This window comes from Mesorhizobium sp. P160187, assembly GCF_057766425.1.
Window position 1 is genome coordinate 794505 of record NZ_JBYMDX010000003.1, and the last position, 16698, is coordinate 811202.

The window sequence follows — 16698 nt, forward strand, 5'->3', positions numbered from 1 at the left end:
ATAAAAAGGGACGCGCCCGGCGTGATCCTGATCGTCGTCCTGTTTGCGGTGATGGTTCCTTCGGCTCTCTACAAATGGACGAATGATGCGAGCCCCATCCGGTCGGTCGAGCCAATCGACGCAACGGTCAAAAGTACCCATTCAGACAACGGCCGCACGCTTTATCTGGTTGCACTCGAAACCGGTTCGTCCATTCTTGTCGAAGACGACCTCCCGCATCTGATCGGCGCGCCGGCAAGATTGGAGCGCGTCACGCGCGAGAATGGAATGGTCTTCTATCGATTTGCAAAGTGAACGGCGGCGGCGCCTTCTCCCCTGTGGGAGAAGGTGGATCGGCGCGATAGCGCCGAGACGGATGAGGGGTGTTCCAGCGGAGTGAGACGTGGGCGTTCCCTGGAACACCCCACATCCGTCGCCTTCGGCGACACCGCCCGGGGGCGAGCCACTTGTCTCGCCCCGTCCCTTCGGAACCCACAATGGCGAGAAAGGAAAGACAGAGCTAAAGCCGAGCCAACCTCTCCACCAGCAGCGCAAAGAACGCGTCATGGTCGATGTCGCGCATCACCATGGCGTTCTTCGGCCGCTTGGTCACGCCCCACCAGTCGATCACGGTCATGCCCATGGTGAGTTCGGAGGTGGTTTCGACGGTGACGTTGCAGTTGCGGCCCTTGAACAGCTCCGGCTTCAACAGATAGGCGATGACGCAGGGGTCGTGCAGCGGGCCGCCATCGGTGCCGTATTTCTCCTCGTCGAAGCGCTCGAAGAACTCCAGCATCTCGGCCGTCGCGGTGCCGACCCGGGTGCCGAGCTGGCGGATGGCCTGCGTGCGCTTGGCCGTGGTCAGCGCCTTGTGTGTAACGTCGAGCGGCATCATGACGATGGGAATGCCGGATTTGAACACCAGGTCGGCGGCTTGCGGATCGACATAGATGTTGAATTCTGCGGTCGGCGTGACATTGCCGCCTTCGAAGAAACCGCCGCCCATCAGTACGATTTCCTTGATGCGCGGCGCGATCTTCGGCTCACGGATCAGCGCCAGCGCGACATTGGTGAGAGGGCCGAGCGCGCACAGCGTGATCGTGCCGGCCTCTTCCTTCATCAGCGTCTCGACGATGAAGTCGACCGCATACTGGCCCTGCAGCTTCATCTTCGGATCGGGCAGTTGCGGGCCGTTGAGGCCGGTCTTGCCATGCACTTCCTCGGCGGTGACCAGCTCGCGCGCCAACGGGCGGATGGCGCCTGCATAGACCTTGATGTCGGGCCGGCCGGCCAGTTCGCAGATTTTCCTGGCGTTCTTTTCGGTCAATTTCAGCGGCACGTTGCCGGCAACAGCAGAGATGCCGACGATCTCCAGCTCGGCGCTGCCGAGCGCCAGCAATATGGCGACGGCATCGTCCTGGCCGGGATCCGTGTCGATGATGATCTTGCGGGTCTGGGGCATTTCATTTCCTTATGCGGGGGAGTCTTTTTGGCGGGGGTGTTCGGCGGCTTGAACTTGGCCGCGGCGCGGACCATATCAAGACCATCGGGAAAAATGCCATCCGGGTTTTTCCAGTTTATGTCGCTCCAAAGAGGACAGTGTAACATGAGCCGAATGACGCCCTTCTCCAGCCCGCTTCTCCTTGGTTTCGATGCCATGGAAAAGACCCTGGAACGACTGGCGAAATCCGGTGACAGTTATCCTCCCTACAACATCGAGCGCCTCAGCGGTGCTGACGGCAAGGCCGAAAGGCTGCGCATTACGCTGGCTGTCGCGGGTTTCGCCGAAAGCGATCTCGATGTCACCACGGAGGAAAACCAGTTGGTCGTGCGCGGCCGTCAAACCGACGACACCGAGCGCGAATTCCTCCACCGCGGCATCGCCGCGCGCCAGTTCCAGCGCTGTTTCGTGCTGGCCGACGGCATGCGGGTGATCGCAGCGGAACTGAAGAACGGCCTTTTGTCGATCGATCTCGATCGGCCGGATACCGAACGGCTGGTACGGAAAATAAATATATCGGTGAAAGACTGATCTTTACCGATGGCTCTCATGCGGGGATGGCCTTGAGCGGCGTCCTCGCGCCAAGGAGGCTTGAAATGACCAGAACTGACGAAACCATCATCATGACCAGCGGCGAATTCGCCCATCTCGGCGAAGGCTCGGTCGCTTATCTGCGCAAGGTCTCGAGCGACGAATTGCTCGGCCGCTTCCCCAATCTGGGCGAAATCGCGCCCGGCATGGTCCTGTGGGCCCTGTTTGCCGCCAACGGCCAGCCGATCCTGCTTTCGGATGCGAAAGACCGGGCTTTGGCCGGCGCCATGGAAAACGACCTGACCACTGTCGCCATTCACTAAGGCGACTGCTGGCGGTTGAAATGGAGAGGGCCGCCTTCGGCGGCCCCTGGAAGACTTAAATCCGAAGAACTTCAGGCGGCGTGCGAGGCCTGCGTGTCCGAAAGCAGCGCGTGGATGGCGACCGCGTCGCGCGTACCCCTGATCTTGGCCACCGTGTCGGCGTCGCGCAAAACCCTGGCGATGCGCGACAGTGCCTTGAGGTGATCGGCGCCGGCGCCTTCCGGGGCCAGCAGCAAAAACACCAGATCGACCGGCTGGTCATCCAAGGCCTCGAAATCGACCGGCGTCTCCAGCCGGGCAAAGACGCCGGCGATGCGCTTCACCCCGGCGAGCTTGCCGTGCGGAATGGCGATGCCGTTGCCGACGCCGGTGGAGCCCAGCCGTTCGCGCTGCAAGATGGTGTCGAACACTTCGCGCTCCGGAATGCCGGAAATCGCCGCCGCTCTCTCGGACAGCAACTGCAGAAGCTGCTTTTTGGAGTTCGCCTTCAACGCCGGCAAGATCGCCGGAACGTTGAGAAGATCGCTCAGATCCATATTTGAAATCCCTTATTCGCCTGCCGTCACCAGTCCTCGCCCCTCGCGCGGCTGGCTATCATCTCTGTGCGACCATTGTCGTCACCTGTGCGACCATTGTCGTTGTCGTCACGCCTGTGCGACTTTGGTCGTCGACGGGTCGATCCAGCCGATATTTCCGTCCGGCCGCCGATAGACGATGTTGAGGTGGTCGTTTCCGGCGTTGCGGAAGACGAAAACCGGGCTGTCCTTGGTGTCGAGTTCGATGACCGCCGACGCGACCGACATGGTCTGCAGCGTCATGGTTGATTCGGCGACGATGGCCGGGGCGTAGTCCTCCGGAATGTCCTCATCGTCATCAGTCAACGGCGCCATTACCGTATAGGCGATGTCGGTGATTTCGCCATTTCCATTGCCTGAATTGTGCGATTTCAGACGGCGTTTGTAGCGCCGCAGCCTGGTTTCGAGGCGGTCCGCGGCCGCCTCGAAGGCAAGTGTCGGATCCTGGGAATCGCCGGTTGCCTGCAGCGAAGCGCCGGAATCCAGCCTGATCATGCAATCGGCCGAGTAACGCGACCCCGATTTGATGACCGTGACGTGCCCTGAAAAACCGCGATCGAAATATTTTCCAATCGCCTCGCCGACGCGATCGGTAATGCGCGAACGCAACGCATCGCCGATATCCATGTGTTTACCCGATATCCGCAATTTCATCTGAAAACTGACCTTCCTTGCTCAGGCTTCAAACTGGCCAGAGTTTATACTCGTGATCCGTGCGCACAAGCTTTGCGGCGTCAACTCGCGCCGATTTTAGATCCGAACTTTCCGGTTGATCACAATCCGCCTTCTTGGCCGTCCCGTGGCCTTCATCGTGACGGACCATCCGCATGCGGGCCGCGAGCCCGTCTCATGCGGGCGGGCTTCTAGACACTTCATTGCAGCTTGTCAATTAATGCATGTCGCCCAGAAGTGCGCTGCGGTTCTGGGACAACGACATGCATCAAAACAAGACTTAAAGCGCGTCGCATGAATCCGTTTCAGCGCGACGCGCTTTAAGGTCGAAAGTTGTGGAAATCCAACCATAGCAAAAGCCTTGCCGGGCAAGCAGAGCTAGCGCCCCGCGCTTGCCAGAGCGCGCTTTTCACGCCGCCGCTGCACCGAGGAGGGAATATTCATACCCTCCCGGTACTTGGCCACCGTGCGCCGGGCAATATCGACGCCGCTTTCCTTCAACATATCGACGATTGCGTCATCGGACAGCACATCGGCGGGCTTTTCCTCGTCGATCAGCTGCTTGATGCGGTCGCGCACCGCTTCCGAGGAATGCGCATCACCGCCGCCCGACGCCGCGATCGAAGCCGTGAAGAAATAACGCAGCTCGAACACGCCACGCGGCGTCAGCATGTATTTGTTGGCCGTCACCCGGCTGACGGTCGATTCATGCATGCCGATGGCATCGGCCACCGTGCGCAGGTTGAGCGGCCTGAGCTGGCGCACGCCATGGACGAGAAAAGCGTCCTGCTGGCGCACGATTTCCGACGCCACTTTCAGGATCGTCTTTGCCCGCTGGTCGAGACTGCGCGTCAGCCAGTTGGCATTCTGCAGGCATTCGGCCAGGAAATCCTTCTCCGCCTGATTCTTCGCATGCGGCGAGACCTGGGCGAAATAGATGTGATCGACAAGCACGCGCGGCAGCGTCTCGGCATTGAGCTCGACCGTCCAGCTACCGTCATTGGCGGCGCGGACTTCGACATCGGCGACGATGGCGTCGCTGGCGCCGCCCGAAAACGCCATGCCCGGGCGTGGGTCGAGCGCGCGGATTTCGGCCAGCATGTCGAGGAGATCCTCCTCGTCGACCCCGCAAAGCCGCTTCAGCGTCTGGAAATCGCGCCGCGCCAGGAGTTCTAGGTTGCCGATCAGCGTCTTCATCGCCGGATCGAGACGATCGAGCATGGCAAGCTGCAGCGACAGGCATTCGGCAAGGTCGCGCGCAAACAGGCCGACCGGCTCGAATGTGTGGCAGGCTGCCAGCACATTGGCCACCATCGCCTGATCGGCGCCGAGCCGTTTGGCGATCTCGGCGGGATCAGCGCGCAGATAGCCGGCCTCGTCCAGGCCGTCGGCCAGTTCGGCTGCGATCAGCCTTGCGGCCGGATCGGCAAAGGCAAGCGCGATCTGCTCGCCGACATGCTGGCGCAGCGTGATCGCCGCGGCGGCCATGTCGCCGACGTCGAAGCCTTCGGAAGAACCGGACGAACTATTGCCGGTGGCCGACTTCCACTGCGCCGTCAGGTCCGGACCGAGCCGCTCGCTGGTGCCGGGATCGTCGGGGAACAGATTTTCCAGCGAGCTGTCGAGCTTGTCGGAGATCGCTTCGGCGCTCCACGCCGTCTCGTTTTCGAACCAGTCGCCATCGGCGGTAGGCTCAGGAGCGGCATCGCCCTTCTGCACCTGGTCGCTTGCGGCGTCCTCCTGGGGCTCGGCGCGCTCCAGCAGCGGATTGCGCTCGATCTCGTCGTCGATGAAGTGGTCGAGCTCGACATGGGTGAGCTGCAACAGCCTGATCGACTGCATCAGCTGCGGCGTCATCACCAGCGACTGGGATTGTCGTAGCTGTAGTTTCGCCGCCAACGCCATGGTTCGGTTTCAAACGCCCTTCTGCACCCGGAAGCCTACACATCAGAAGCTGCCGGAAAATGAATTTTTCCGACCTTCCATAGAAACTGGCCCGGCTTTTGCTTGTCAAGGCGAACGATGGCAAAAGGCCCCTGCCGAAGCATTATCTCACGCAAAATCGGAGAAAAAAGCCCGGCGGGGCGGCAAAAATCACGTCAGGAAACAAATTTCACGCTCAGAGCGTGAAACCTTCGCCGAGGTAGAGCCGGCGCACATCGGGGTTCGCCACCACCTCGTCGGCACGGCCATGAGTCAGCACCTGGCCGGCATGGATGATGTAGGCGCGGTCGATGAGGCCGAGCGTTTCGCGCACATTGTGGTCGGTAATCAGCACGCCGATGCCGCGCGCCGTCAGATGACGAACCAGCTGCTGGATGTCGGCGACGGCAATCGGGTCGATGCCGGCGAACGGCTCGTCGAGCAGCATGTAGGCCGGGCGCGTCGCCAAAGCTCGGGCGATCTCAAGACGCCGCCGCTCGCCACCCGACAGCGACATGGACGGCGACTTCCGCAGATGGCTGATGTGAAATTCCTCGAGCAGTTCGTCGAGATTACGCTCGCGCACCTTGCGGTCCTTCTCAACCACTTCGAGCACGGCGCGGATGTTCTGCTCGACATTCAGGCCGCGGAAGATCGAGGCTTCCTGCGGCAAATAGCCGATGCCGAGGCGGGCGCGGCGGTACATCGGCATCGAGGTGACGTCGAAACCGTCGATCTCGATCGTGCCCTCATCGACCGGCACCAAGCCGGTGACCATGTAGAAACAGGTGGTCTTGCCGGCGCCGTTCGGCCCGAGCAGCCCGACAGCCTCGCCGGCACGCACGCCGATGGTGACACCGCTGACCACCTTGCGGCCCTTGTAGCTCTTGGTCAGACCCTTGGCGATCAGGGTGCCCTTGAACTTCGAGGAATCAACGGTGACTGTGGCCGGTGCTGCAAGTTTACTGGCCGCCCGTCCCGGAAGGCGGGTCAGCAGCGAAGACACGCCAGTCATTCGGGCTTCGGGGCCTCGGATTTCGGTGGCGGCGTCATCGACATGATGACGCGCCCGCCGCAGCCATCGACCTGAGCAAGGCCGCTTTTCATCTGCACGGTGAGCTTGCAGCCCTTGAGGACGTTGGGTCCTTGGGACAAGACGACCTCCTTGCCCGACAGAACTAGCACCTGCGTCTTCATGTCGAACGTGGCGTTGTCGCCGGTGGCGATCTGGTCATTCGACTTGATGTAGACTTTGTTCTTGACCACCAGATGGTCGATATTGGCCGAACCGGTCATCGCCGAAGCGCCGGCGGCAGCACCTTTGGCGGCGTTGGGGTCCTTGACGTAGTAGACCTCCATGCTGCCGGCCTTGAGCAGCGTTGGCCCTTGCGTGACGGTGACGTTGCCGCTGAACAGCGCCATGCTGTCGGCCTGGCGGACCTCAAGTTTGTCGCTCTCGATCTGGATCGGCTGGTCGCCCGACAGTTTGAGCCCGGACTGGCTGCTGGCGCTGGACTGAGCCCAGGACGGCGCCATACCCAGCAACAGCAAGGCCGAAGCTGCGGCGACAAGCCGTGCCGAATTACTGGGACGCATTCGTTTCTCCGCTCTTTGCCTCTGCCGCCTTCATAGTGGCCGGATCGATGTGAACGCTTACCTTGTTCTCGAAAACGATGACCTTGCCATTGTCTTCGACCGACATTGAACCCGCGGTGATCCGCGAGCCGTTACGGCTGACATCGACCGCATCACCTGTCTTCATAGAGCCTTTGCCCATATCGAGGAAGACCGATTTGAAGATGGCAGCGACGCCGTCGGTGGTGGTGACGGTAACGTCGCTGGTCATGTCCATCGTGTTGGCGTTTCTGTTGTAGATCCCGCGCTTGGCGTCGACGGTCGCCACATTGTCGGCCGTCAGCGGCAATTTGGCATGGATGCCTTCGAGTTCGATCATGTCCTGCTTGCCGACATCCTGGATGGCGCGCAAGGCCGTCAGCGAATAGGGCAGCTTGTCCTTGGTGAAGCCGTTGAGCTTCGGATTGGCCATCACCAGCTTGCCATCCGCGAAAGCGGTGCCGTCTGCCTGTATCGAAATGTTGATCGGCGCCGCCAGATAGGAATAGACCGGAAACGCAACCGCGATCCCGGCGGCAAGCACCGGCACGGCAAACTTAAGCACGCGCACGCGGCGCGAGTGGCGCTGGGCGCGGTCGAAGGCGTCGCCGCGCGTGCCCGCTGGCGCCGTGGGCGCCAAGGCCGCATCGGCATTGGTCGGTTCGTTCGATCGCGCAAGCATGACTGACTTCTAATAAACCCTTGTCCGCCAAAACACCTGCTATAGGTGGGTTGCCGGCCCCCGCAAGCAAGCACAAGCGGAGGAAAACCGCAAAAATGTGACGGCCGCTGTTTTACAGACGGAACTCAGGCGACACAATTTCGTCACCTCATAGCAGAAACGAACGCGCCGCGTCATTTTTTCCTGAAATGCCTCCGTCGTGAAGGTCGCTTCGTCGCAGGCTCTTGAGGAAGAGGTAGCCGGGCGCGGACGCTTGCTTTAAAAGCATCGCTTCCCACCGACTGTGAGGCAGACCATGGCACTGAGAGCCGACGACCTGATCGACCGCCGCCGCTTGCGGCGCAAGCTGACCTTCTGGCGCGGCGCCGCCATTGCCATCGTGGCCCTTGGGGTGATTGCGCTTGCAAGCTGGTTCTATGGGGGCGACCTCGGCGGTTCTTCCGTCGACCACATCGCCAAGGTCAGGATCGAAGGCACCATCACCGAGGACGAGGAACTGATCAAGCGGCTGGAAACCATCCGCACATCCTCGCAGGTCAAGGGCGTCATCCTGGCGATCGATTCGCCCGGCGGCACCACGGTCGGCGGCGAATCGATCTACGAGGAGGTGCGCAAGCTTGCCGCCGACAAGCCGGTGGTGGCCGAGGTCGGCACGCTGGCCGCATCGGCCGGCTACATGATCGCCAGTGCCAGCGACCATATCGTTGCCCGCAAGACGTCGATCGTCGGCTCGATCGGTGTGCTCATCCAGTATCCCGATGTCAGCGGTCTGATGGACAAGGTCGGCATCAAGCTCGAGGAAGTGAAATCCTCGCCGCTGAAGGCATCGCCCTCGCCCTTCAAGCCGACCAATGAAGACGAGCGAGCCATGGTCCGCAAGCTCATCCTCGACAGCTATGACTGGTTCGTCGGCATCGTCGCCGAGCGCCGCAAAATGACCCGCGATCAGGCACTGGCCCTTGCCGACGGCTCGATCTTCACCGGCCGCCAGGGCCTTGCCAACGGTCTGATCGACGCTGTCGGCGGCGAGAGCGTGGCGATCGACTGGCTGGCGACCAAGGGTGTCGACGCCAAGCTCAAGGTGGTGGAATGGAAGGACACCGAGCGGCGTGGCGGCTTCCTGTTCTCGAAAGCAATAGCGCGCAGCGTCGGCAGCGCGCTCGGCCTGTCGGAGGCCGGCAGCGACGTGCTTCACGAAATTGGCGCGGATCGCTTGTTTCTTGACGGTCTCGTTTCCGTCTGGCACCCTTGATCTGCCGGTTGGGGCGAGTAAAAAAGCAAATAAAATCATCCTGATATTTGACCGCAGCGCTTTCACGGGGACCTTTCTGATGATCAAATCCGAGCTTGTGCAGATCATTGCCACGCGCAACCCGCATCTTTTCCTGCGCGACGTCGAAAACATCGTGGGAGCGATCTTCGACGAGATTACCGATGCCCTGGCGGAAGGCAACCGGGTCGAATTGCGCGGCTTCGGCGCTTTTTCGGTGAAAAATCGCCCTGCTCGCACCGGCCGCAACCCGCGCACCGGCGAATCCGTCGAGGTCGAGGAGAAGTGGGTGCCGTTCTTCAAGACCGGCAAGGAATTGCGTGAAAGGCTGAATGGCGGCAAGTAGGCGCGGACCAACGCGCCGGCGTTATCAAGGCCTGCCTTCTCCAGGGAATTTCTATGTTGAACCGCTTCATACTTATCGTGGTCTTCGTGCCGCTCGCCGTCATCCTGATTGCGCTGGCTGTCGCCAACCGCGAGCTGGTCGCCTTCACGCTCGACCCGTTCAACCCCGGCAATCCGAAATTGACGCTGACCTTGCCGCTGTTCATCTTCCTGTTCGTGGCGCTCGCCATCGGCATGGTCGTCGGCAGCCTGGCGACCTGGGTCAAGCAGGGCCGCTACCGCAAGCTGGCGCGCCAGCGCGGCGTCGAGGCCGAGAATTTGCGCCAGGCGGTCAGCCGGGTACCCGCCGCACCGCAAGGCTCGGGCCAGGGTCCGGCGCTGCCGAAGCCAACGGCCTGAAGCCGAAGCTTTTATCTTCGCGGAGTTTTGCATGCTGACCATTTCGGCCGACGCTGTCGACCAGGCGCTGACCTTTCCCGGGCTGGTCGAGACATTGCGCGCGGCCTTCCGCGAGGGTGCTGTGCAACCCGTCCGCCATCATCACGGGGTCGAGCGGCCCGACGGTGCCACATCCACGCTGCTTTTGATGCCGGCGTGGACCGACTTCCATGCGGCCGGCACGTCGGTCGGGGGTCATATCGGCGTCAAGATCGTCACCGTATCGCCCGACAACAACGCCATCGGCAAACCGGCGGTAATGGGGCTCTACCTCCTGCTCAACGGCGCCACCGGCGAGCCCGAAGCGCTGATCGACGGCCAACGGCTGACACAGTGGCGCACCGCTTGCGCCTCGGCGCTGGCCGCCTCCTATCTCGCCCGCGAGGACGCATCGCGGCTTCTGGTGGTCGGCGCCGGCGCGCTGTCGCCGTTCCTCGCCAAGGCGCACTCCGCGGTGCGGCCGATCAAGACCATCCGCATCTGGAACCGCACGCCCGCCAATGCCGAAAAGGTCGCGGCCGATTTGCGCGCGGACGGTTTCAACGCCGAGGCCGCAAGCGATCTCGACGCCGAACTCGCCGAGGCCGACATCGTCTCATCGGCGACGATCACGACGACGCCGCTGGTCAAGGGTGCGCTGCTCAAGCCGGGCGCGCATGCCGATCTGGTCGGCGGCTTCACGCCGACCATGCGCGAGAGCGACGACGACGCGATCGCGCGCGCCCGCGTCTATGTCGACACCCGCGCCGGCGCCACCAAGGAAGCCGGCGACATCGTCCAGCCGCTCGCCTCCGGCGTGCTGAAGCCGGAAGCCATCGTCGCCGATCTGCATGAGCTGGCGCGCGGGGAAAAACAGGGCCGGCAGAGCCCCACTGAGGTCACGCTGTTCAAGTCGGTCGGCGCCGCGCTTGAGGACCTTGCCGCCGGCATTGCCGTCTACAACGCGCTCAAGCAGTAGCCTCGGCGCCGGTGCTGCGATCGAACTTCCTGATCGCTTCCGCGCTGACCGGGGTGAAGAAGTTCACCAGATTGCCATCGGGATCGCGCAGCAGCAGCGACCGGTTACCCCATGGCATCGTCGTCGGCGTCTGTACGAAATCGCCGATGATTTTCGCCAGCCTGCCGTACTCAGCATCAACATCGGCGACGCGAAACTCGATGATCGCTGAGCGGTTGGCGGCCGGCTGCGCCACATCAGTTCCGAACAGGGCCAGCGTGCGGGTGCTGCCGATCGCCAGTGTGCAGGACGGCGTTGCCAGTTCGGCGAAATCGTCTGTGAACCAGGTTGCGGTAAGCCCGGTGATCGTCTCGTAGAATGCCACCAAGGGCTTGATCTGGTCGGTAATGATGCGGATCGAGACGAAGTCCATCTTATTCTCCTGGGGCAAGCGCGACGCTATCTGAAGACAATCGCTTGTCGCACAAGGCTGCTGACAACTTGGTGTCAGCAGCCTTGTCACGGTGCCTTGCCGATCCGGCGGCTGGATGCTTCAGCCTGCCTTCATGGCAGCGCCCATCGCCTCGGCGATCAGCGCGAAATCATGCGCGGTAATTTCGAACAGGCCAAAGCGCAGTTGATAACCCCAGTTCGATTTGCCCGCGGTGAAGTCGAACTGCTCGAGCAGCGGCTTGATCGGCGCCTCCTCGGCCTTGGCCCATTCGACATCCCTGCGGAATGGCGTGAAGCCACCGCCCATGTCGCCCTGGTAAGGCTCGCCTTCTCGCACGGTGCCGATTGCCGTGAAGGCCTGCAGGCCGTCTTTCTCTCGCAGAATTGTGGTCGGCGAGTAGTAGACCACACCGTCGCCGGGCTTGATGCGGCGCAAGGGTGCCGCCTTGCCGTGGTTGACCTGCATGAAGCCGGCCTCGCGGCCGCGCCGGACATGTTCGGCGGAAGCGACCGCGATCCAGTGTGCACTCATTTCTGTTCTCCATTGGCCTGTTCCCCATTGGCCTGTTCTCCGTCGTTCAGCCAGTAGACGCGCAGCCGGTGCTTGTCTGGGTCGAGCGCAACGAAGGTGCGGCCGAAGTCCATGTCGGTCGGCGTCTGCAGGATGGTCAAGCCGCGTCCTGCCCAGTCCGTGTAAGCGGCGTCCACCGCATCAGGCCGGTCCAACGCGAAGACGAGCTCCGCACCGCCGCCCGCGGCTGCGGCCGCCGGCTCCACGGTGTGGCGCGACCACAGGCCGAGCTTGAAGCCATTGTCGAGCACGAACAGCACGAAGGTCGGCGACGTCTCCACCGGCTGGCATCCCAGCAGCGCACCGTAGAAGGCGCCGCTCCGCTCCGGGCTGTCGACATAAAGGATGACGAAATTGGGGGTGTTCATGTCTGCTCTCCAGGGTTTCGATTGGAGGAGCATAGGTGACCCCACTGTCAGATTCTGGCAGCAGCGGCTTGCGAGGGCGTAGAAAGGAGCATTAAGCGCCGGGCTGGCGCTTCGGTGCGTCCAGCGTCGCGCGCCATTCCTTCAGCAGCGCCTGCCGACGACGTGGATAGCGGATATCCGTGGTGTTGAGCCCCGACATCCGGTCGGCGCGAAAATGTCTTAAATCCTGCCGCGTCTCGCACCAGGCCACCACCACCCGCACCTTGTCGAAAAAGCCGAGCGCGAATGGCCAGATCAAGCGCTCGGAGGCCGCGCCGCCGGCATCGCGGTAAAGAAAGCCGAGTTTTCTCTCGTTGCGGATCGCCTGGCGCACCAGGCCAAGGTCGATGCTTTCGACAGCATCGCCGTGCGGCCCGACCAAAAGCGCGGTCGCATCGAGGTCCTCGCGCAGATCATCCGGCAGCACAGCGGCGATCTTGGCCAGCGCGTCGGTGGCGGCGGCCGACAGCCGCTTGTCCGGTTGTCTGGCAACCCAACGCGATCCCAGAACGATGGCCTCGATCTCCTCGTCGGTGAACATCAGTGGCGGCAGCATGAAGCCGGGTTTCAGCACATAGCCCAGCCCAGCCTCGCCCTCGATCGGCGCGCCTTGCCCCTGCAGCGTGGCAATGTCGCGGTAGAGCGTTCGGATCGAAACGTCCATCTCGCCGGCAAGCGTGCGACCGCTCACCGGCCGGCGATGCCGGCGCAGGATCTGGATCAGGTCGAGCAGGCGTTCGGAACGGGACATGATTCGAGATTTGCCTGTTTCCTCAGCGAGGTCCACCACCTCAGACATTCGCACGCTCGACCATTTTGTTTGCGCAGCCGGTGACCCTATGCCAAAAGCGGCCTGCCGCCTCCGGAGACGCTCCTGCTTGAAGTCTTTTCGCGACAAACGCAGCGACAACCGTCCGCCCGCAAAAGGCAGGACCGAACATGCGCGGCCACAGCCGGAGACCGTACCAATCCGCCCCGAAGCCAGACAGCAACGCCACGAAACAAAACCGGACGACCGGTCTGATCCGAAGCCCGCCCCCCGTATCCTGGCGCGTCGCGAAGGCATCCTGCCCACTGAGCGCCTGCCGGTGATCCTCGAAGTGGCGCCCAATCAGGATTATGCACTGCTCGACAGCGGTGCCGGCGAGAAGCTCGAACAATACGGCCCCTACCGCATCGTGCGGCCCGAGGGACAGGCGATCTGGCAAAAGGCCTTACCGGCCAGGGACTGGGACCGCGCCGACGCCATCTTCACCGGCGACACCGACGAGGAAGGCATCGGCCGCTGGCGGTTCCCGAAGGTACCGCTGGGCGAGACCTGGCCGATGAAGCATGACGGCATCGACTATCTCGGCCGCTTCACCTCGTTTCGCCATGTCGGCGTCTTCCCCGAGCAGGCTTCGCACTGGGACCATATGGCCAGCCTGATCGCGGCGGCCAAGCGCCCGATCAAGGTGCTGAACCTGTTCGGCTATACCGGGCTCGCGTCTCTGGTGGCCGCCCGCGCCGGCGCCGAGGTCACCCATGTCGATGCCTCCAAGAAGGCGGTCGGCTGGGCGCGCGAAAACCAGGAAATGGCCGGTCTCGGCAGCAAGCCGATCCGCTGGATCGTCGACGATGCAGTGAAATTCGCCGAGCGCGAAGAGCGCCGCGGCAGCCGCTACGACATCATCCTGTTCGACCCGCCTGCCTATGGCCGCGGACCCAAGGGCGAGGTCTGGCAGTTGTTCGAGGACCTGCCCGGCCTGACCGACCTTTGCCGCGCGATCCTGACGCCGAAACCGGTCGCCATAGTGCTGACCGCCTATTCCATCCGCGCCTCCTTCTTCGCCATCCATGCCTTGATGCGCGACACCTTTGCCGGCATGGGCGGCACGGTTGAATCAGGCGAACTGATCATCCGCGAGCAGTCCGCCGGGCGGGCGCTGTCGACATCGCTGTTTTCGCGCTGGGTGGCCTGAATGCCCCGGAGACCTGAATGCCCGGGAGTCCCGAATGAATGAGCGGCACGCCGGCGCGCCCGGGCAGGTCAAGGAAGTCACCAGCCTTGCCAATCCGCTGATCAAGGACATCAAGGCGCTCGCCCAGAAGAAATTCCGCGACCAGCAGAACGCCTTCATGGCCGAAGGGCTGAAGCTGGTCATCGACGCCCTCGACCTCGGCTGGTCGATCAGGACGCTGGTTTTCGCCAAGGCCGGACGCGGCAATGCGGCGGTCGAAAAGGTGGCGGCGCGCACGGTTGCCGCCGGCGGCACCGTGCTCGAAGTGTCCGAAAAAGTGCTGGTCGCCATCACCCGCCGTGACAATCCGCAAATGGTGGTCGGCGTCTTCCGGCAAAAACTGCTGCCGCTAAGAGACATCCGCGCTCACGACGGCGACGTCTGGGTGGCGCTCGACCGGGTGCGCGATCCCGGCAATCTCGGCACCGTCATCCGCACCGTCGATGCCGTCGGCGCCAAGGGCGTCATCCTGGTCGGCGAGACTACCGATCCTTTTTCTGTCGAGACCGTGCGCGCCACCATGGGCTCGATCTTCGCCGTGCCGGTGACCAAGGCGACGCCGGAAGCATTTCTGGCTTGGCGAAACAGCTTCTCGGGCCTGGTGGTCGGCACCCATCTGAAGGGTGCGGTCGACTACCGCTCGGTCGATTTCTCCCGAGGACCGGTGCTCTTGATGATGGGCAATGAGCAGCAGGGCCTGCCCGACAATCTGGCGGAAAGCTGCGACCGGCTGCTGCGGATTCCGCAGGCCGGCCGCGCCGATTCACTCAATTTGGCGGTCGCCACCGGAATCATGCTGTTCGAGATCCGGCGCGGCGCGCTGAAACTTGCCCCCGAGGACGCCACATCGTGAAATCATGGTCTCCCTATGCGCTGCTGGTGGTGGTGGCAATCGCGCTCGACCAGTGGATAAAGCATCTGATCGAGACCGGCCTCGGCTTCCAGGAAAAGCTCGACATGGTGCCATTCCTGGCGCTGTTTCGCACCTACAATACCGGCATCGCCTTCTCGATGTTCTCGTCCTTCGGCGACACCGGCCTGGTCGTCATCGCGGTCGTGGTCGTTGCCTTTGTGCTTTACCTCGCAACGCGCACCCCCGCCGGCCATGTGCTGGCCCGCATCGGCTTTGCATTGATCATCGGCGGTGCGATCGGCAATCTGATCGACCGCGCCCTCTACGGCCACGTCATCGACTATATATTGTTCCACACGCCGGTATGGTCCTTCGCCGTCTTCAACCTCGCCGATGCCTTCATTTCGGTCGGCGCGGCGCTGGTCGTCTTCGACGAGTTCATAGGCTGGCGGCGCGAGGCCAAGCCGCAAGGCCCAGAAGCCTGACGGCCCGACTCTTTTGACCAATTGACCTCGCCGGACGGCCGCCGCACAGTTCGGCCAGAGCCAGCCAATGCCGACCGCCAGCCTTTGCGAAGCCGAGGAGAAGAGATGCCTGAAACCTTCAAAGCCATCCTCGTTTCGCGCGACGCCGAAAAGAAACAGTCGGTGGAGGTCGTCGATTTCGGCGAAGCCGATCTGATGGAAGGCGACGTAACCGTCGCGGTCGAGGCGACGACGGTCAACTACAAGGACGGGCTGGCCATCACTGGGAAAGCGCCAGTGATCCGCCGCTGGCCGCTGGTGCCGGGCATCGATTTCGCCGGAACCGTCCTCTCCTCATCGCATGCCGACTGGCGCAAGGGCGACAAGGTCATCCTCAATGGCTGGGGCGTCGGCGAGACGCATTTCGGCGCCTATGCCGGGCGCGCCCGCGTCAACGGCGACTGGCTGGTGCCGTTGCCCGACGGCATCAGCGCGCACGATGCGATGGCGGTCGGCACCGCCGGCTATACGGCCATGCTCAGCGTCATGGCGCTGGAGCGGCACGGCATCCTGCCGGATCGCGGCCCGGTGGTGGTGACGGGTGCAGCCGGCGGCGTTGGGTCGGTCGCGGTCTCGATCCTGTCCAGCCTTGGCTATCACGTCATCGCCTCGACCGGCCGCAACGCCGAAAGCTCCTATCTGATCGACCTCGGTGCCGCCGAAGTGTTTTCGCGCGAGGAACTCTCCCAGCCGGCCAAGCCGCTGGCCAAGGAGCGCTGGGCCGGCGGCATCGATGCCGTCGGCAGCCACACGCTGGCCAATGTGCTGTCGATGACCGCCTATGGCGGCGCGGTCGCCGCCTGCGGCCTGGCGGGTGGCATGGATCTGCCGTCGAGCGTCGCCCCGTTCATCCTGCGCGGCGTCTCGCTGCTCGGCATCGATTCGGTGATGGCGCCCAAGGCCGTGCGCCTCGAAGCCTGGCGCCGCATCGGCAGCGATCTCGATCTGCAAAAGCTCGCCGGCCTGTCGACGACCATCGGCTTCGACGACATCATCGCCGCCGCCCACGACATCGTCGAGGGCAAGATCAGGGGGCGCATGGTCGTGGATATGTGAGGCCCCGAAGCCGCCAGAACGGGCGGCAAAAATGCATGACCGCT

Annotated in this window: 22 protein-coding genes; 11 read left to right on the forward strand and 11 right to left on the reverse strand. The window is 63.0% G+C overall.

Features of this window, described 5'->3' with window-relative positions:
- Positions 1 to 21: 21 nt before the first annotated feature.
- Positions 22 to 294 carry a hypothetical protein gene (locus tag AC3CCE_RS07135; RefSeq protein ID WP_352624842.1) on the forward strand — a complete coding sequence of 91 codons (273 nt, stop codon included), beginning with the start codon at positions 22 to 24 and terminating at the stop codon, positions 292 to 294.
- Between the two features lie 205 nt (positions 295 to 499).
- Here AC3CCE_RS07135 and AC3CCE_RS07140 read toward each other — a convergent pair whose 3' ends face one another.
- Entirely contained in the window at positions 500 to 1441 is a 942-nt protein-coding gene (locus tag AC3CCE_RS07140) for a nucleoside hydrolase (RefSeq protein ID WP_023698210.1), read from the reverse strand.
- Between the two features lie 144 nt (positions 1442 to 1585).
- On the opposite strand from AC3CCE_RS07140, the gene AC3CCE_RS07145 reads away from it, so the two are divergent.
- Both AC3CCE_RS07145 and AC3CCE_RS07150 read left to right on the forward strand, forming a co-directional pair.
- Positions 1586 to 2011, forward strand: coding sequence for an Hsp20 family protein (locus tag AC3CCE_RS07145; RefSeq protein ID WP_023669741.1), 426 nt, complete (start codon positions 1586 to 1588; stop codon positions 2009 to 2011).
- Between the two features lie 65 nt (positions 2012 to 2076).
- Positions 2077 to 2334: a BQ00720 family protein gene (locus tag AC3CCE_RS07150; RefSeq protein WP_023686566.1), complete on the forward strand. Its 258-nt coding sequence runs from the start codon at positions 2077 to 2079 to the stop codon at positions 2332 to 2334.
- Between the two features lie 71 nt (positions 2335 to 2405).
- Here AC3CCE_RS07150 and ptsN read toward each other — a convergent pair whose 3' ends face one another.
- The 6 genes from ptsN to lptC form a co-directional block, all read right to left on the reverse strand.
- A complete protein-coding gene (ptsN, locus tag AC3CCE_RS07155; RefSeq protein ID WP_023669743.1) occupies positions 2406 to 2870 on the reverse strand; it encodes a PTS IIA-like nitrogen regulatory protein PtsN in 465 nt (154 codons plus the stop codon).
- A 108-nt stretch (positions 2871 to 2978) separates the two neighbouring features.
- Complete coding sequence (gene hpf, locus AC3CCE_RS07160; protein ID WP_352624845.1) at positions 2979 to 3563, reverse strand: ribosome hibernation-promoting factor, HPF/YfiA family; 585 nt, start codon at positions 3561 to 3563, stop codon at positions 2979 to 2981.
- A gap of 396 nt (positions 3564 to 3959) precedes the next feature.
- Positions 3960 to 5486 (reverse strand): RNA polymerase factor sigma-54, encoded by a 1527-nt coding sequence (gene rpoN, locus AC3CCE_RS07165; RefSeq protein ID WP_352624847.1) that lies wholly within the window; start codon positions 5484 to 5486, stop codon positions 3960 to 3962.
- A 214-nt stretch (positions 5487 to 5700) separates the two neighbouring features.
- On the reverse strand, positions 5701 to 6519 hold the full coding sequence (gene lptB, locus AC3CCE_RS07170) for an LPS export ABC transporter ATP-binding protein (protein ID WP_023669746.1): 819 nt from the start codon (positions 6517 to 6519) through the stop codon (positions 5701 to 5703).
- Positions 6516 to 7100: an LptA/OstA family protein gene (locus AC3CCE_RS07175; protein WP_023683069.1), complete on the reverse strand. Its 585-nt coding sequence runs from the start codon at positions 7098 to 7100 to the stop codon at positions 6516 to 6518. Before AC3CCE_RS07175 ends, lptB begins: the two co-directional genes overlap by 4 nt.
- Positions 7087 to 7800, reverse strand: a complete 714-nt coding sequence (lptC, locus tag AC3CCE_RS07180) for an LPS export ABC transporter periplasmic protein LptC (protein ID WP_352624849.1) — start codon at positions 7798 to 7800, stop codon at positions 7087 to 7089. Before lptC ends, AC3CCE_RS07175 begins: the two co-directional genes overlap by 14 nt.
- 295 nt (positions 7801 to 8095) lie before the next feature.
- Here lptC and sppA point away from each other — a divergent pair, with 295 nt between their 5' ends.
- The 4 genes from sppA (at position 8096) to lhpI (ending at position 10811) form a co-directional block, all read left to right on the forward strand.
- On the forward strand, positions 8096 to 9052 hold the full coding sequence (gene sppA / locus AC3CCE_RS07185; RefSeq protein WP_023698204.1) for a signal peptide peptidase SppA: 957 nt from the start codon (positions 8096 to 8098) through the stop codon (positions 9050 to 9052).
- 79 nt (positions 9053 to 9131) lie between these two features.
- Positions 9132 to 9416 (forward strand): integration host factor subunit beta, encoded by a 285-nt coding sequence (locus tag AC3CCE_RS07190; RefSeq protein WP_006200394.1) that lies wholly within the window; start codon positions 9132 to 9134, stop codon positions 9414 to 9416.
- Positions 9417 to 9469: 53 nt separating this feature from the next.
- Positions 9470 to 9814 (forward strand): lipopolysaccharide assembly protein LapA domain-containing protein, encoded by a 345-nt coding sequence (locus AC3CCE_RS07195; RefSeq protein ID WP_023698203.1) that lies wholly within the window; start codon positions 9470 to 9472, stop codon positions 9812 to 9814.
- Positions 9815 to 9845: 31 nt separating this feature from the next.
- Complete coding sequence (gene lhpI / locus AC3CCE_RS07200; RefSeq protein WP_023712337.1) at positions 9846 to 10811, forward strand: bifunctional Delta(1)-pyrroline-2-carboxylate/Delta(1)-piperideine-2-carboxylate reductase; 966 nt, start codon at positions 9846 to 9848, stop codon at positions 10809 to 10811.
- Here lhpI and AC3CCE_RS07205 read toward each other — a convergent pair.
- The 4 genes from AC3CCE_RS07205 to AC3CCE_RS07220 all read right to left on the reverse strand — a co-directional run bounded on the left by AC3CCE_RS07205 (position 10801) and on the right by AC3CCE_RS07220 (position 12972).
- Complete coding sequence (locus AC3CCE_RS07205) at positions 10801 to 11223, reverse strand: VOC family protein (protein ID WP_023712336.1); 423 nt, start codon at positions 11221 to 11223, stop codon at positions 10801 to 10803. The genes lhpI and AC3CCE_RS07205 overlap by 11 nt on opposite strands.
- Before the next feature lie 120 nt (positions 11224 to 11343).
- Positions 11344 to 11775, reverse strand: coding sequence for an EVE domain-containing protein (locus AC3CCE_RS07210; RefSeq protein ID WP_352544910.1), 432 nt, complete (start codon positions 11773 to 11775; stop codon positions 11344 to 11346).
- Positions 11772 to 12182 carry a VOC family protein gene (locus tag AC3CCE_RS07215; RefSeq protein WP_352544909.1) on the reverse strand — a complete coding sequence of 137 codons (411 nt, stop codon included), beginning with the start codon at positions 12180 to 12182 and terminating at the stop codon, positions 11772 to 11774. The genes AC3CCE_RS07210 and AC3CCE_RS07215 overlap by 4 nt, the downstream gene beginning before the upstream one ends.
- 91 nt (positions 12183 to 12273) lie before the next feature.
- Positions 12274 to 12972: a helix-turn-helix transcriptional regulator gene (locus AC3CCE_RS07220; RefSeq protein WP_352624852.1), complete on the reverse strand. Its 699-nt coding sequence runs from the start codon at positions 12970 to 12972 to the stop codon at positions 12274 to 12276.
- Between the two features lie 127 nt (positions 12973 to 13099).
- On the opposite strand from AC3CCE_RS07220, the gene AC3CCE_RS07225 reads away from it, so the two are divergent.
- The 4 genes from AC3CCE_RS07225 (at position 13100) to acuI (ending at position 16654) form a co-directional block, all read left to right on the forward strand.
- On the forward strand, positions 13100 to 14182 hold the full coding sequence (locus AC3CCE_RS07225) for an RsmD family RNA methyltransferase (protein ID WP_352544908.1): 1083 nt from the start codon (positions 13100 to 13102) through the stop codon (positions 14180 to 14182).
- Between the two features lie 34 nt (positions 14183 to 14216).
- On the forward strand, positions 14217 to 15074 hold the full coding sequence (locus AC3CCE_RS07230; RefSeq protein WP_023683061.1) for a TrmH family RNA methyltransferase: 858 nt from the start codon (positions 14217 to 14219) through the stop codon (positions 15072 to 15074).
- Positions 15071 to 15559, forward strand: coding sequence for a signal peptidase II (gene lspA, locus AC3CCE_RS07235; RefSeq protein ID WP_023820568.1), 489 nt, complete (start codon positions 15071 to 15073; stop codon positions 15557 to 15559). Before AC3CCE_RS07230 ends, lspA begins: the two co-directional genes overlap by 4 nt.
- Positions 15560 to 15664: 105 nt before the next feature.
- A complete protein-coding gene (gene acuI, locus AC3CCE_RS07240; protein WP_352624855.1) occupies positions 15665 to 16654 on the forward strand; it encodes an acrylyl-CoA reductase (NADPH) in 990 nt (329 codons plus the stop codon).
- Positions 16655 to 16698 lie beyond the last annotated feature (44 nt).

Excerpts from the sequence above, each read along its gene's own strand:
- AC3CCE_RS07140 (WP_023698210.1), bottom strand. The coding sequence starts at position 1,441 with ATGCCCCAGACCCGCAAGATCATCATCGACACGGATCCCGGCCAGGAC.
- AC3CCE_RS07145 (WP_023669741.1), top strand. The coding sequence starts at position 1,586 with ATGAGCCGAATGACGCCCTTCTCCAGCCCGCTTCTCCTTGGTTTCGAT.
- AC3CCE_RS07150 (WP_023686566.1), top strand. The coding sequence starts at position 2,077 with ATGACCAGAACTGACGAAACCATCATCATGACCAGCGGCGAATTCGCC.
- ptsN (WP_023669743.1), bottom strand. The coding sequence starts at position 2,870 with ATGGATCTGAGCGATCTTCTCAACGTTCCGGCGATCTTGCCGGCGTTG.
- hpf (WP_352624845.1), bottom strand. The coding sequence starts at position 3,563 with ATGAAATTGCGGATATCGGGTAAACACATGGATATCGGCGATGCGTTG.
- rpoN (WP_352624847.1), bottom strand. The coding sequence starts at position 5,486 with ATGGCGTTGGCGGCGAAACTACAGCTACGACAATCCCAGTCGCTGGTG.
- lptB (WP_023669746.1), bottom strand. The coding sequence starts at position 6,519 with ATGACTGGCGTGTCTTCGCTGCTGACCCGCCTTCCGGGACGGGCGGCC.
- AC3CCE_RS07175 (WP_023683069.1), bottom strand. The coding sequence starts at position 7,100 with ATGCGTCCCAGTAATTCGGCACGGCTTGTCGCCGCAGCTTCGGCCTTG.
- lptC (WP_352624849.1), bottom strand. The coding sequence starts at position 7,800 with ATGCTTGCGCGATCGAACGAACCGACCAATGCCGATGCGGCCTTGGCG.
- sppA (WP_023698204.1), top strand. The coding sequence starts at position 8,096 with ATGGCACTGAGAGCCGACGACCTGATCGACCGCCGCCGCTTGCGGCGC.
- AC3CCE_RS07190 (WP_006200394.1), top strand. The coding sequence starts at position 9,132 with ATGATCAAATCCGAGCTTGTGCAGATCATTGCCACGCGCAACCCGCAT.
- AC3CCE_RS07195 (WP_023698203.1), top strand. The coding sequence starts at position 9,470 with ATGTTGAACCGCTTCATACTTATCGTGGTCTTCGTGCCGCTCGCCGTC.
- lhpI (WP_023712337.1), top strand. The coding sequence starts at position 9,846 with ATGCTGACCATTTCGGCCGACGCTGTCGACCAGGCGCTGACCTTTCCC.
- AC3CCE_RS07205 (WP_023712336.1), bottom strand. The coding sequence starts at position 11,223 with ATGGACTTCGTCTCGATCCGCATCATTACCGACCAGATCAAGCCCTTG.
- AC3CCE_RS07210 (WP_352544910.1), bottom strand. The coding sequence starts at position 11,775 with ATGAGTGCACACTGGATCGCGGTCGCTTCCGCCGAACATGTCCGGCGC.
- AC3CCE_RS07215 (WP_352544909.1), bottom strand. The coding sequence starts at position 12,182 with ATGAACACCCCCAATTTCGTCATCCTTTATGTCGACAGCCCGGAGCGG.
- AC3CCE_RS07220 (WP_352624852.1), bottom strand. The coding sequence starts at position 12,972 with ATGTCCCGTTCCGAACGCCTGCTCGACCTGATCCAGATCCTGCGCCGG.
- AC3CCE_RS07230 (WP_023683061.1), top strand. The coding sequence starts at position 14,217 with ATGAATGAGCGGCACGCCGGCGCGCCCGGGCAGGTCAAGGAAGTCACC.
- acuI (WP_352624855.1), top strand. The coding sequence starts at position 15,665 with ATGCCTGAAACCTTCAAAGCCATCCTCGTTTCGCGCGACGCCGAAAAG.